12 protein-coding genes are annotated in these 13,688 nt (G+C 71.3%); 1 reads left to right on the top strand and 11 read right to left on the bottom strand.

The window, feature by feature from the left end:
• Positions 1–866: 866 nt before the first annotated feature.
• From AMK22_RS06890 to AMK22_RS06860, 7 genes are all read right to left on the bottom strand, one after another.
• A complete protein-coding gene (locus tag AMK22_RS06890; RefSeq protein ID WP_199883144.1) occupies positions 867–2,057 on the bottom strand; it encodes a PP2C family protein-serine/threonine phosphatase in 1,191 nt (396 codons plus the stop codon).
• A 225-nt stretch (positions 2,058–2,282) separates the two neighbouring features.
• Positions 2,283–2,870 carry a hypothetical protein gene (locus AMK22_RS06885; RefSeq protein ID WP_073782344.1) on the bottom strand — a complete coding sequence of 196 codons (588 nt, stop codon included), beginning with the start codon at positions 2,868–2,870 and terminating at the stop codon, positions 2,283–2,285.
• A gap of 14 nt (positions 2,871–2,884) precedes the next feature.
• Positions 2,885–4,048, bottom strand: coding sequence for an ROK family glucokinase (locus AMK22_RS06880; protein WP_073782342.1), 1,164 nt, complete (start codon positions 4,046–4,048; stop codon positions 2,885–2,887).
• Positions 4,049–4,192: 144 nt separating this feature from the next.
• The gene (locus AMK22_RS06875; RefSeq protein ID WP_073782340.1) at positions 4,193–5,041 is read right to left on the bottom strand and encodes an ATP-binding cassette domain-containing protein; all 849 of its coding nucleotides are present in this window, start codon (positions 5,039–5,041) and stop codon (positions 4,193–4,195) included.
• The gene (locus tag AMK22_RS06870) at positions 5,038–6,090 is read right to left on the bottom strand and encodes an ABC transporter permease (protein ID WP_073782338.1); all 1,053 of its coding nucleotides are present in this window, start codon (positions 6,088–6,090) and stop codon (positions 5,038–5,040) included. Before AMK22_RS06870 ends, AMK22_RS06875 begins: the two co-directional genes overlap by 4 nt.
• The gene (locus tag AMK22_RS06865) at positions 6,087–7,100 is read right to left on the bottom strand and encodes a sugar ABC transporter substrate-binding protein (protein ID WP_443333273.1); all 1,014 of its coding nucleotides are present in this window, start codon (positions 7,098–7,100) and stop codon (positions 6,087–6,089) included. The genes AMK22_RS06870 and AMK22_RS06865 overlap by 4 nt, the downstream gene beginning before the upstream one ends.
• 450 nt (positions 7,101–7,550) lie before the next feature.
• Positions 7,551–8,309 carry a GntR family transcriptional regulator gene (locus tag AMK22_RS06860; protein ID WP_073782334.1) on the bottom strand — a complete coding sequence of 253 codons (759 nt, stop codon included), beginning with the start codon at positions 8,307–8,309 and terminating at the stop codon, positions 7,551–7,553.
• A gap of 205 nt (positions 8,310–8,514) precedes the next feature.
• Between AMK22_RS06860 and AMK22_RS06855 the strand changes: the two genes are divergently transcribed.
• On the top strand, positions 8,515–9,552 hold the full coding sequence (locus tag AMK22_RS06855) for a Gfo/Idh/MocA family protein (protein ID WP_073782332.1): 1,038 nt from the start codon (positions 8,515–8,517) through the stop codon (positions 9,550–9,552).
• A 60-nt stretch (positions 9,553–9,612) separates the two neighbouring features.
• On the opposite strand, the gene AMK22_RS06850 is transcribed toward AMK22_RS06855, so the two are convergent.
• The 4 genes from AMK22_RS06850 to AMK22_RS06835 all read right to left on the bottom strand — a co-directional run bounded on the left by AMK22_RS06850 (position 9,613) and on the right by AMK22_RS06835 (position 13,613).
• The gene (locus tag AMK22_RS06850; RefSeq protein ID WP_073782330.1) at positions 9,613–10,026 is read right to left on the bottom strand and encodes a PaaI family thioesterase; all 414 of its coding nucleotides are present in this window, start codon (positions 10,024–10,026) and stop codon (positions 9,613–9,615) included.
• Between the two features lie 14 nt (positions 10,027–10,040).
• The gene (locus AMK22_RS06845; RefSeq protein ID WP_073782328.1) at positions 10,041–11,231 is read right to left on the bottom strand and encodes a cytochrome P450 family protein; all 1,191 of its coding nucleotides are present in this window, start codon (positions 11,229–11,231) and stop codon (positions 10,041–10,043) included.
• Between the two features lie 174 nt (positions 11,232–11,405).
• A complete protein-coding gene (locus AMK22_RS06840; protein WP_107430485.1) occupies positions 11,406–12,215 on the bottom strand; it encodes a response regulator transcription factor in 810 nt (269 codons plus the stop codon).
• Between the two features lie 177 nt (positions 12,216–12,392).
• Positions 12,393–13,613 (bottom strand): sensor histidine kinase, encoded by a 1,221-nt coding sequence (locus AMK22_RS06835; protein WP_073782326.1) that lies wholly within the window; start codon positions 13,611–13,613, stop codon positions 12,393–12,395.
• Positions 13,614–13,688 lie beyond the last annotated feature (75 nt).

Below are 13,688 nucleotides of genomic sequence, written 5' to 3'. Positions count from 1 at the left end.
GCAGGAATCCTGGATCGTCGTTGCGAATCGCGGACGACCGGTCTGCGCGGTGGTCTTCGCGGCCTCCGACGCGATCACCGCGCAGCCCCCAAGCCCCCACGACCGATGGGCCGCATTCCTCTTCGGAGGGGCGGCCCATTACGTGTATGCACTGATGCGGACGGTGCGGATCCCGGTGAACCGTGGACCGGAACCGCTCTACAAGGTCCGGCGACAAGGGCGTCGTGGCAGCGCTCCGGCCTTGGCTGCATCGGCATCGCGCCCGGAGAGAGCCGCGTTCTCCCGTGCGAGCCGGTTGAGGGCCGTCGCGTGGATCTCCAGGCGGCTCTCCGGATGGCGGCAGTACCGGCGAAGCCCGGTGTGCTCTCGCTCCAGGTCTTCGTAGGCATCGCTCGACTGGGTGGCCGCTGTCCGTCTGGCCTCTGCTGCCGTGACCTCGGAACCTGGTCATGATGGCGGGATCCCGGTCGCCCGCCCGGGGCGATCACTTTCCGCGCGGCCCGACGCGGAGGTGGAGCCGCCTTCCCATGGCTCCGCAAATGTAGATCTTGTGCGTTCGTGATCACGTCTTGTGGGGCGTGGCGATCTGAGGAACGGCCAGTGGGTTCGGCTCGAGCCGCTGCTGCCGCGGGGCATCGAGCCGGGCCGGCCGCGGGTATGGCCGCGCCGGCGGCTGATGGACGGCATCACGATGGCCGCGCAGAGGCAGGCATGGCCGAAGGTCTTGTCCCACTCGGTGAACGGGGGGCGTGGCGACGGCGTGCCCTTGCGCTCCTCGCTCTCGAGGGCGATCGGCAGGCGCGACCAGGCTCCGGCCTGGTGCTGCGACCGGAAAGGTTCACCGGCAAACCTTTCCGGCCACAGCACTAGCGTGTGACCTGCTCAGGGCCTTCATGGGCTTGCCCATGGACGCCGTCGTCCGCCGGATCGCCGATGTGGAATCTGGTGTGCGGCGCGGTTGTGCGCTGGAGGGCGAGGAGGGCGGCGTCGTCGCCGAGTGCCCCGCCGGCGTGGGCGAGGAGGTCCTGTTGGACGCGCTGCACGAGTGTCTTGGGGCCGGCCTTGGTCCACAGGGCGGCCCTCTGCTCCAGGGGGTAGAAGGCCTGGTTGCTGTCGCGGGCCTCCGCGACGCCGTCGGTGTAGAGGAGGAGGGTGTCGCCGGCCTGGAAGGAGAAGGTGCGCACGGTGTGGATGTCCGGCCCCAGCTCGACCACCCCCAGCGGTGGCGCGGGGTGGGGGCTGTCGAGGCTGGTCACCCGGCCGTTTCTGAGCAGCAGGGGCGGCGGGTGCCCGCAGAGGGTCAGCCGCGCCACGGGGCTGTGGTCGGGGATCTCCAGCAGCAAGGCGGTGATGAAGTGTTCCTGGGACTCCTCGTCCGCTTCCGGGAACTGGGTGAGGTGGCGGGAGACGCTGCGGTCCAGGGCGTCGGCGAGGGCGGGCAGGGTGGCGTGCTGGTGGGCGGCTTCCCGGAAGGCGCCGAGCAGCGTGACCGCCTCCTCGATCGCGGCCAGCCCCTTGCCCCGGACATCGCCGATGATCACGCGGGTTCGGCTGCCGGTGCGCGCCACCGCGTACAGGTCACCGCCGATGCAGGCCTCTTTCTCGGCTGCCAGGTATGAGGAGGCGATGTGCAGGGGGCCGAGCCGGTCGGGCAGCGGGCGCAGGAGGGCCCGCTGCGCGGCTTCGGCGACCGACCGCACCTGGGCCAGCTCCTCCGTGCGCCGGTCGCGCACGAAGCACACGACCACGGCGAAGACCGACAAGACCGTGAGCCCGATGAGCTGCGCGATGTGGTTCTCGTCGAAACCGCCTTGGAACACGGCGATGAGGCTCTGGCCTCCCACGGCCAGTGCCCCGATCAGTGCCGTCAGCCGGTAGCCGGCGAATGCGGTGGTGAGGGCAGGCGCTACGACGAGCAGCGGGCCGAGGTGGATGGTTTCAGGGGTGCGGATGTCCGCTACGGTGATCGCCGCGATCAGCACCAGGGGAATCGCCACCAGCGCATGGCGCGACTGCCGGAGCTGCCGTACACGGGCGATGTGCTGCCCAACGTGCATGTATCCAATGTGCACGATCCGCCGGGAAGCCGAGCACCTCGCCGGCTACGGGGTGCCGGGGGCGGCCCGGTACATCAAGGGCGGCACCGTCGGCGCCGACCGGCGAGTAGGAGAAGAAGGCGACGATGAGCATGTTCGGGGACGGCCTCGGCAAGACGGTGCAGAAGGCACCATCCGGAACGAGGCCCGTCCCGGCGGCCTCGGGCCTGTGAGCGGGGGCCCGGCTCAGGGGGTCGCCGCGGACACGACGTAGACGACGGGGTTCATCGGGTCGGCCATGTTCACGGTGATGTCCTGGGTGGGCCGCGGGCCCTTGTTGGTGTGCGTGGTGCCCGCCCACTGAATGCCGGGGCCGAAGCTCCACCCGGAGATCTGCTGGTCGCGCGCGCCGATGGTCACCTTGCCCGGCTCCAGCGCGGCGCGACCGCTGCCCAGCCGGCTCAGGAAACGGTCGAGTCCGGCGGAGGTGGTGCGGAACTCCACGTACAGCCGACTGACCTTCCAGTTGTTGGTCTCGTAGTACTGGACGTCCAGCGAGTTGCCCGGCATCGGCAGCTCGTAGATCCGGCGCTGCAAGCGCGACGGCCAGCCTTCCTGGAGCCCCTGCGCCGCCGCCTCGGCCTCCTTGTTCTGGCCCGCTCGCCGACTCTGCCCGGCGGAGATCAGCAGATAGCCGGCCGGGATGCCGATGAGCAGCACGATGATGGTCGCGGTGATCAGACGGCGTCGGATCGTCCGGCGCCGGTCCTGCGGCGGCTTGTCGTCGGGAGGCGGGGACTGGCGCGGCAGGACGACGTGTTCGGCTGCGGTCATGTCTGTGGCGATCCCTAGGAGGTGCGGGTGCTGCGGGTGTTTCGGATGGTGCTCGCGGCCTGGTCGTAGATCTGTGCGTACCGCTCGTACCGTTCGACGCGGCGCCGGTTGGTGCGGCGGAATCTGCGGGCCACCAGCCGGGCGAGGTCGGCTGCGCCGACCATGCCCGCCTCCGGGCCGAGCTGTGCCTTGACGATGCGGGCCTCGGGGCGGTAGCCGCGGCCGGTGAGGTGTCGCTTGAAGGCGTCCCGGGCGGGGCCGATCAACAGGTCGTCGGCGGCGCTGACGCCGCCCCCGATGACGAAGCAGGAGGGGTCGAGCGCGGCGGCCAGGTTGGCGATGCCGACGCCGAGCCACTGGCCGATGTCCTGGAGGAGCTCGACGCACATCGCGTCGCCCTCGCGGGCCAGTTCGGTGATGAGCGGTCCGGTGATGTCGGGGATGTTGCCCTGGACGCGCTCGATGAGGCCGTGCGCCACCGGTGAGTCGGCGGCGGCCAGCTCCTTGGCCTCGCGGACGAGGGCGTTGCCGGAGCTGTACTGCTCCCAGCAGCCGCGGTTCCCGCACGGGCAGCGGTGTCCGCCGGGTACCACCTGCATGTGGCCGAATTCCCCGGCGACCCCGAACCTGCCGCGCTTGACCCGGCCCTCCTCCAGGATCGCGCCGCCGATGCCGGTGCCGAGCGTGATCATGACGAGGTGGTCCTCGCCCCGGCCCGCTCCGAATCGCCATTCCGCCCAGGCGGCCGTGTTGGCGTCGTTGTCGACCATGACGGGGACGACGAGGCGGGAGGCGAGGGCGTCGCGCAGCGGTTCGTCGCGCCAGGCGAGGTGGGGGGCGAACAGCACCTTGGAACGGTCCGCGTCGACCCAGCCGGCCGCCCCGATGCCGACGGCGTGCACGTCGTGCCGGTCGGAGAGGTCCAGGACCAGCTCGACGATGGTGTCCTCGACGACCTTGGGGCTCTTGGACTTGTGCGGCGTCTCGGCGCGCAGCTGCTCCAGGATGTTGCCGTCGGCGTCGACGACTCCGGCCATCACCTTCGTACCGCCGATGTCGATGCCGACGGTGGGCACTCTCGGCGCGGTGAGGTGCGAGCGGCGCTCGCGGGTGCCCACGGTCCGCAGGACGGTGGCGCGGGCGGAGCCGCGGTGGGTGAAGTCGCGGTACGTGCTCATCGTCCCTGCGGGGTCGGGGGGCCGGGGGCGGGTGCTCCCCGGCGGCGGACTGCGCCCGTCGGCCTCGATTCTGCCACTGCCCGGACCCCCGGGACGGCGCCGGAGGGCGCGCCCGCCGGGGGTCCGACCGCCGCGGACGCGGTCCTACGACTGGTCCGGCCCCTGCGGACGACCCGGTTCCGTCGCCCGTTCCAGCTCGTGGCTGAGCTCCTCCAGCTCGCTGCCGCCCGCCATTTGGCGGGTCAGCTCGTCCAGCGTGATGCTCTCCCGGGTGTGGCTGCCGGCCATGGCGCCTCGCTTGAGCAGGACGAAGCGGTCGCCGACGAGATACGCGTGATGCGGGTTGTGCGTGATGAGGACCACGCCGAGACCGGCGTCGCGGGCGGCCGCGACGTACTTGAGGACGACCCCGGACTGCTTGACGCCGAGCGCGGCGGTCGGCTCGTCCAGGACGAGGACCTTGGCGCCGAAGTGGACGGCCCGCGCGATGGCGACGCACTGGCGCTCGCCGCCGGAGAGGGTGCCGATCGGCTGGTCGACGTCGCGCAGGTCAATGCCCATGCGCAGCAGTGCGGTGCGGGTCGTCTCGCGCATCAGCCGTACGTCGAGGCGCTTGAAGGGGCCCGCGCCGGTCGTCGGCTCGGAGCCGAGGAAGAAGTTCCGCCAGACCGGCATGAGCGGGACGACGGCCAGGTCCTGGTAGACGGTGGCGATACCGCGGTCGAGGGCGTCGCGCGGATTGACGAGGACGGTCTGTTCGCCGTCGATCAGGAAGCTGCCCGCGTCGTGCCGGTGCAGCCCCGCGATGATCTTGATCAGGGTGGACTTGCCGGCGCCGTTGTCGCCGAGCACGCAGGAGATCTCCCCCGCGTGGACCTCCAGCGAGACGTCGGTGAGCGCCTTGATGTTGCCGTAGAACTTGCTGACGTGGTCCAGCTCGACGAGGGCCCGGCCGGTCGTCTCCCGGCCGGCCGGTGCCAGGGGGGCCGTCATTTCGTCGCCTCCGCTCGCTTGCGTACCCATGCGTTGAGCAGGGTGGCCAGGAGCAGCATGGCTCCGAGGAAGAACTTGAACCAGTCCGGGTTCCACTCCGCGTACACGATGCCCTTGCTCGTCATACCGAAGATGACGGCGCCGACCGCGGAGCCGATCGCGGAGCCGTAGCCGCCGGTGATCAGGCAGCCGCCGATGACCGCGGCGATGATGTAGATCAGTTCGTTGCCGACGCCCTCGCCGGACTGCACCACGTCGTACGAGAACAGCAGGTGCTGTCCGGAGACCCAGGCGGCGAAGGCGACCCCGAGGTAGAGCCCGATCTTGGTGCGGATCACCGGGACGCCGACCGCGCGGGCCGCGTCCGCCTCGCCGCCGACGGCGAAGATCCAGTTCCCGAAACGGGTGCGGAGCAGGATCCAGGTGGCGATCGCGACGAGCACGGCCCACCACAGGATCGTGACCTTGAACTCGACGCCGCCGATGGTCCACTGCGAGGCGAAGACCCGGCGGGCCGATTCGAAGCCCTCCATGTCGCCGATGGTCTTCGTCGACACGGTTCCGCTGATCAGCTTGGTGAAGCCGAGGTTCAGGCCGGTCAGCATCAGGAACGTGCCGAGCGTGATGATGAAGCTCGGCAGTTTGGTACGGGTCAGCATGAAGCCGTTGAACGCGCCGATGGCGAGCGTGACCAGCAACGACACGAGGACGCCGACCCAGACGTTGGCGGTCATCTGGTAGCTGAACATCGACGAGACCAGCGCGGAGCTGGTGACCAGCACCCCGGCGGACAGGTCGAACTCGCCGCCGATCATCAGCAGCGCCACCGGGGCGGCCATGATCCCGATGGTGGAGGCCGCGTACAGCACCGTGCCGAGGCTGGAGGCGCGCAGGAAGCTGTCGGCGACGAGCGCGAAGAAGACGAATACGGCGGCGGCGCCGACGACCGAGCCGAGTTCGGGACGGCCGAGGAGCCTGCGCAGCGGGGAGGTGCGCAGCAGCCGTTCGTCGGGGCCCGCCGGGGCGGCCGGATCCGCAGTTGCGCTCATCGGGTCCCCCGCTTCGTGTACGGGGCGAGCGCGGCGGCGTCCTTCTCCGTGATGATCTGCGGACCGGTGAGGACCGGGCGCCCGCCGCCGAGCACGTCGCCGTTGTAGCGGTACAGCCAGAGCAGGTCCACGGCCTCGTACCCCTGGAGGTAGGGCTGCTGGTCGACCGCGAAGCCGAGGGTCTTGTCCTCCAGGGCGGTGGCGACCTTGGCGTTCAGGTCGAACGTGTCGATCTCGGCCGTGCTGCCCGCGGTCTTCTTCGCCTTCACGGCGGCGTCCGCGAACGGCGCCCCGAGGGTGACGACCGCGTCGATGCTCCTGTCGGCCTGGAGCTTGGCCTCGATGGACGCCTGGACGTCGGGCATGTTGGTGCCCTCGACGTACAGGTTCTGCATCTGTCCGTCGAAGGTCTTCTTCGCCCCGGCACAGCGCTGTTCGTGGCCGACGTTGCCCTGCTCGTGCAGGATGCACAGGGCCTTCTTGCGACCGCGCGCGTTCAGCTCGTCGCCGACCGCCTCCCCCGCGATGGACTCGTCCTGGCCGACGTGGGCGAGGGCGCCGAACCGCTTGGACTCGACGGAGCCCGAGTTCACCGTGATCACCGGGATCCCGGCCCGGGTGGCCTTGGCGACGACGTCCTTCATCGCGTCGGGCTTGGCGAGCGTGACGATCAGCCCGTCGACCTTCTGGTCGATGGCGGCCTGGACCAGCTGGGCCTGCTGCTGGGCCTCGTCGTGGTGCGAGTACAGGAACTTGATGTTGTCCTTGACGGCCGCCTGCTCGGCGCCTCTCTGGACGATGTCCCAGAAGGTGTCGCCGTCACCGGAGTGGGTGACCATGGCGAAGGTCCAGCGGGGCGTGTCCACCGCGGCGCGGCCCTCGGCGGCGGCCCGGGCCGCGCGCTCCTCCGCCCGCTTGCCACCGGTGCTGCTGCATCCCGCGAGGGAGGCCGCGAGCACCGCCGCAAGCACGGCGCCCATCGCACGTACCCCTGTCCGAACCCTTGCCACGACGCCGTGCCCTTCTTGTGCTGCTCGCTGTGCCCTGTGGTCGGCCGGAGGCGTGTCGCCCCCGGCCCGGCTGGCCAAGTATCCCCGAGTCGACGACGGGACCGCCCGGCAGGGCGGGGCACAGGCGTCGGCGCGGGGTGTGCCGTGCGGGACGCGGGAGGGTCTTGGGGCGGTGCTCGGTGGGCCCTCTCCCGCTGTGGTACGTGGTACCGGGCGGCGGCGGACGGGCCGGAAGGCGCGGGTGTCCGGTCGCCCCGAGGGCAGTTGTAGCGGCGGGCCGCCCCGGCGTCAACGGTCCGCGTGACGGTCGTCGACGATCCGTCCGACGGCGGTCGGCCGATACCGGGCGGCCGGCCTGCTGCCCGCGGGCGGCGCCCCGGGCGTGACGGTCGTCACCGTACGAGCCGGCCGGGAGCAGCCGTCACCGGACGGACGAACCGGAGGACGCCGTCACCGTACGAGCAGCTGGAAGTCGAAGGAGTGGCGCGAGGCCCGGTAGAGGTGGGACCCGCATTCGATCGCCCGACCGGTGTCGTCGAAGGTGGTGCGTTCCATCGTGAGCAGGACGGCCCCTTCGGTCTCGGCGAGCACGGCGGCCTCCTCCGCGGTGGCCGGGCGGGCGCCGATGGACTGGCGGGCGCTGTGCATGGCGATGCCGGCGCCGCGCAACATCCGGTAGAGGCCGGTGCTCTCCAGCCGCGCGGTGTCCAGGTCGACGGTTCCGGGCGGCAGGTGGTTGCGCAGGAGAGCCAGCGGTTCGTCGTACGCGTACCGGATCCGCTCGACGAGGTGGACGTCGCTGCCCTCCGCGACGCCGAGGGCGTCGGCGACCCGGGGACCGGCGGGCTCCAGCGTGTTGCGCAGGACGCGGGTCGTGGGGTGTCCGCCCGCGGCCTCCAGGTCGTCGTACAGGCTGCTCGGTTCGAGCGGGCGCCCGACCCCGCTGTGCACGACCTGTGTGCCGACGCCTCGGCGGCGGACCATGATCCCCTTGTCGACCAGTGACTGGATGGCCTGGCGGACGGTGGGCCGGGACAGGCCGAGCCGGGAGGCCAGGTCTATCTCGTTGCCGAGAAGGGTGCCTGGGGCGAGTCGGCCCTCCTCGACGGCCGCTTCCAGCTGCTGGGCCAGTTGGTGGTACAGGGGCACCGGGCTCGCGCGGTCCACGCCGAGTTCGAGTGCGGCGGGGTCGGCGGTGGGTTTGGACACGCGTGGAGGGTAACGCCGACGTCAGAACCTCCGGTAGTCATGTCGTTCTGTCGTCACGTCGTTCTGTCGTCGTGTCGTCCGGCCGTCGTGGCGTCCTGTTGCCCCGGTGTCCTGTAGTCCTGTCGCCCCGTCGTCCTGTCACGCTGTTGTGCTGTTGTCCTGACATATGGTTGACAGCGTCACGGGTGGGCGGCACGTTGGGTCCATGCGCATCGGACTCATCGGCACCGGTCGGATCGGCTCCTTCCACGCGGGTGTGCTGGCCCGCCACCCGGCGGTGGACGCCCTGGTGGTGACCGACACCGACGGGGCGCGCGCCGCGCGGGTCGCGGACCACCTCGGCGCGAAGCGCGCGGACGGCGCCGACGAGCTGTTCGGCGCGGGGGTGGACGCCGTGGTGATCGCCTCGGCCACGTCGTCGCACGCGGAGCTGGTCGGGCGGGCCGCGCGGGCGGGGCTCCCCGCGTTCTGCGAGAAGCCGATCGCACTCGGCCTGCCGGGGACGCTCGGCGCGCTGCGCGAGGTGGAGCGGGCGGGGAGCGTCCTCCAGATGGGCTTCATGCGCAGGTTCGACGCGGGGTACGGCGCGGCGCGCGAGGCGGTGCGCTCGGGGGCGCTGGGCCGGCTGCACACCGTGCGGGCGATGACCATGGACCCGGCGCCGCCGCCCGCCGGGTATCTGCCGCTCTCCGGCGGGCTGTACCGGGACTGCCTGGTGCACGACTTCGACATGCTGCGCTGGGTGACGGGCCGCGAGGTGACGGAGGTGTACGCCGTCGGGTCGGACGCCGGGCCCGCGATGTTCCGGGCGGCCGGTGACGTGGACACGGCGGCGGCGCTGCTGACCCTCGACGACGGCACCCTGGCCACGGCGACGGCCACCCGCTGCAACGGCGCCGGTTACGACGTACGCATGGAACTGGCGGGTGAGAAGGGGCAGATCACGGTCGGGCTGGACGACCGCACACCGGTCACGTCGGCGGAACCACTGGGCCCCGCCGCGCCACCGAACCCCTGGCCGGGCTTCCTCGAACGGTTCGCCCCGGCGTACGAGGCGGAACTGAACGCGTTCGTCCGGCTGGTGCGGGGCGAGCTGCCCAACCCGTGCGACGGCAGGGAGGCATGGCATGCGCTGCTGATCGCGGAGGCGTGCGAGGTGTCCCGCAGGGAGCGGCGCCCCGTGGGGATCACGGAGGTGTCCGACGGGATGGCCGACCGGACCGGGGGCGGCGCCCCGAGGTGACACGCCGCCGCAGGACGCCAACCCTCCTCGATCATATGGGTTTGTGATGCTCCGTCACTGCTACGTGACGGAGAGGACCGTGCCCTGGGCGACCGCGCAGAGCGTCTCCGCCCCGTCCTCCCCCACCGCGAGCAGGTCGCACCGGACCACGGCCTGCCGCCGTCCGGTGTGCACGACCTCCGCGCGGGCGACCAGGGTGCGGCCGGTGGCGGGCCGCACGTACTGGATGGAGAAGCCGCCGGTCAGTACGGCCGGGCCGAGGGTCGTCCCGGCGGCGAAGGTGATCGAGTTGTCGGCCGCGTAGGCCAGGACGCCACCGTGCAGAAAGCCGTTCTGCTGCCGGAGTTCCTGACTCATGTCCACTTCCAGCGTGGCGGCGCCGGACCCGAAGGCGGTGATCCGTGCCCCTACGAGCCCGCTGAACGGCTGACTCTCAAGAACCTTGCGCGCCATGCTCAGATCGAGTTCGGTCATGACGGAATCCTCTCTCACCAGCGGACGGGCAGGGACCGGACCCCGCGGATCAGCATGCCGGGAAGCCAGTCCGGGCGCCACGCCTCCTCGTCCAGCGCGAGGCCGGGGCACCGTTCCAACAGCGTACGGATCGCGATCCGGCCCTCCATCCGGGCCAGTGACGCCCCCAGACAGAAGTGGGAGCCGTGACCGAAGGCCAGATGCCCCTGGGTCTCACGACGGATGTCGAAACGGTCCGGCTCGGGATAGCGGTCGGGGTCGCGGTCGGCACCCGCCAGGCAGACCAGCACCGGCTCCCCCGCCGGAATGACGCGCCGCCCGACCTCGACCGGTTCGCGCGGGAAGCGGAACGTGGAGGTCTCCACCGGGCCGTCGTACCGCAGCATCTCCTCGACCGCACCGTCGATCAGGTCGAAGTCGGCACGCAGGGCGGAGAGTTGGCCGGGATGGTCGAGCAGGGCCCGCACCCCGTTCGAGATGAGGTTGACGGTGGTCTCGTGCCCGGCAACCAGCAACAGGAAGGCCATGCCCACGAGTTCTTCGGGCGACAGCGCGTCCCCCTCCTCGTCGCGGGTCCTGACGAGCGCACTCATCAGGTCGTCACCGGGCGAGCGCCGTTTGTCCTCGATGAGCTCACCGAGGTAGGCGCCCATGGCGGTGACGGCTTCGCGCTCCTGATCGGGCGTGGTCGGGGTCACGATGGCGTTCGACAGCCGACGGAAGGCGTTGCGGTCCAGGTCCGGCACACCGATCAGCTCGCAGATCACGGTCATCGGCAGCGGGAAGGCGAGCGCGTCCACGAGATCGGCGCGCCCCGCGGGAACCATCGCGTCGAGGAGTTCGTCGGTGATCTGCTGCACGCGCGGACGCAGTGCCTCGATCCGGCGCGCGGTGAACTCCCGGGTGACGAGCTTGCGCAGCCGGGTGTGGCGTGGGGCGTCCAGCTCCAGCATGTTGGCGAAGATCGGATCGTTGCCCTCGGGCCACTCGATGCGTCCTTGCCACTGCTTGGAGAACCGCGGGTCGGCGAGGGTCGCGCGGGCCTCGTCGTATCCGACCACGAGCCAGATCCGCTCGAACTCGTCGGTACGTACGGTGTGAACGGGGCCCGCGGCACGCAGCTTCTCGTAGGACGGATAAGGGTTCGCGGTGAAATCTTCGACTTCACGCAGATCGAGATCGACAAGGCTGCCGACGTCGGACATGGGATCGCCCCTCCCGGTCTGATCGGTTCAATCACTGGAGAGCGACCGGTTCACCCTACGGCGGCTTCGATCTTCCACGGCCCTTCTGATCGATTCGGCATCGCCGTCGCGCAGGAAATCGGCCGAAACACCGTGCATGGACCCCGACTTGGACGATGGAGGACGGTCAGGAGGTCAGGCGAATGGATGGTACGGCCTGTCGGCACCGTCGCCGTCGCCGTTGCCATCGCCGTCGGCAACGCCACCGCCGCCGCCGTGGTCATCGTCGAGCAGGCCCGCGTCGTGGACCAACAGCGCGATCTGCACACGGTTGTTGAAGCCGAATCTGGCCAGAATCCTGGAAACCTGTGTCTTCACGGTCGCGACGCTCAGATACAGCTCGGCCGCGATCTCGGCGTTGGAACGACCACGTCCGACGCCGATCGCGACCTCGCGTTCCCGGTCGGCGAGTGTCGCGATCCGCCGCCGTGCCCGGTCGGTACGGTCCGCCCGCTCACCCCGCGCGCTCCCCGGACCGGCACCGGCACCGGCACCGGCGGCATGGGCCATGAGCCGACGGGTCACGGCGGGTGACAGCACCGGGTCGCCGGCCCCAACCCGCCGCACGGCGTCGACGATCTGTGCCGGGGGCGTGTCCTTCAGGACGAAACCCGCAGCCCCGGCGCGAATGGCCCGGAGCACCTGTTCGTCGGCGTGGAACGTGGTCAGGACGACGACTTCCGGGGCGTCGGGCCGGGCCCGCAGCGCTTCCGTGGCCGTCAGCCCGTCCATGGTCGGCATCCGGATGTCCATCAGGACCACGTCGGGGCCGAGCCGGTCGACCAGGGCCGCGACCTCGGAACCGTCGGCCCCCTCCCCCACGACGACGATGTCGTCGGCGCCGCCGAGCATGAGGGTGAGCCCGGCCCGTACGAGCGGGTCGTCATCGACGATGAGCAGCCGGACCGGCTGTGCCACGGGATCCATGGGGGTCGGGGTCGTCATGACGACAACCGTAGGTCGTGCGACGCGCGTTCAGGGCCACCGGACCGGCGGACGCTTCGGGCCGCCGGGCGGATTCCGGCCCCGGTCCAAAGGCGGTCCTGGCCACGTCCGGGCCCATGGCGACACGGGCTCCGGGCCATGTCCGGGCGCGTACCGGCGCGAGCTCCGGGCCGGTGTTCAGGACGAGGGCCACGGCAGCCAGGCCCGGACGGCGAACCCTCCGTCCGGCTGGGGCCCGTGGTCGATGCGGCCACCGGCCAGGGCGGCGCGCTCCCGGAGGCCGATCAGCCCCTGGCCGGAGCCGGGAACCCGCTCGAACGGTCCCTCGGGCGCCGGATTGCGCACCTCGACGGTCAGCCCCTCGCCCGGACCGCCGGCCACGCCGACCTCGACCTCGGCGCCCGGCGCGTGTTTGCGGGCGTTGGTCAGGGCTTCCTGAGCGATGCGGTAGGCCGTCCGGCCGGTGGCGGCGGGTGTCGCGGCGGGGTCCGTGACGCGGTTGTCGACGCTGACCTTCATGCCGGCCAGCCGGGACTCGGCGATCAGCGAGTCCAGGGTGGCGAGCGTGGGCTGCGGCCGGTCGCCGTCGCTCTCGCCGGGCCCGCGCAGCACTCCGATGATCTCGCGCAGGTCCTGGAGCGCCTCGTGCGCGCTGTCCCGGATGACACCGGCGGCCCGTGCCACCTCGGCCTTGGGGGCATCGGGACGGAATTCGAGGGCTCCCGCGTGGACGCTGAGGAGCGTCAGCCGGTGGGCGAGGACGTCGTGCATCTCGCGGGCGATGGCCTCCCGGGCCAGCCGTTGCGCCTGTTCGGCGCGGAGTTCCGCCTCGGTCTCGGCCCGGCGGGCCCGTTCGCGCAGGGTGGCGACCAGTTGGCGTCGGGACCGTACGACCATCCCCCAGCTGAGGACCAACAGGTACAGCAACAGGCTGACGGACACGGACTCGACCAACGAGGTCTCCGGGTCGGGCCGCAGATACGGCTGCACCGGCGAGAGGGCCGCCGTCAGCGCCAGGACACCGGCCGCCGGCCGGAACGGGCGGTGCACCGCCACGCTGAACAGGGCCACGAGCAGGGCGCCCGCGGCGACCGGCTCGACCGCGCAGACCAGGGCCAGGCCCACCGCCACCCCGACCGGCCACCGGCGTCGCACCCACAGGGCGCAGCAGGCCGCCGCGCCGACGAGGCAGTCGACGAACACGACACCGTCCGACGTGGTGCGGTCGGCATCGATCGCCGTCACCGCGAGCATGCCGACAAGAACCGCGCAGACAAACGCGTGGATGTCGACGACCCAGTCCCGCACGGTGCGCCGCGAACGGCCGCCCCGGTCTCCGGGCAGTTCGGGGTCGGCCATCGCCGACGGCAGCAGCCAGCGGTACTCCGTACGCGTCATACGGTCAAAGTAGCCAGGCCGGACGCCGGTCCCGTGCGCCCCGCACGAGGAAGCGACCAAAGTCGCGCGACTCGA

This window comes from Streptomyces sp. CB01580 (assembly GCF_001905795.1).
Taxonomy (GTDB): domain Bacteria; phylum Actinomycetota; class Actinomycetes; order Streptomycetales; family Streptomycetaceae; genus Streptomyces.
This window is presented reverse-complemented; position numbering and strand designations above follow the sequence as displayed.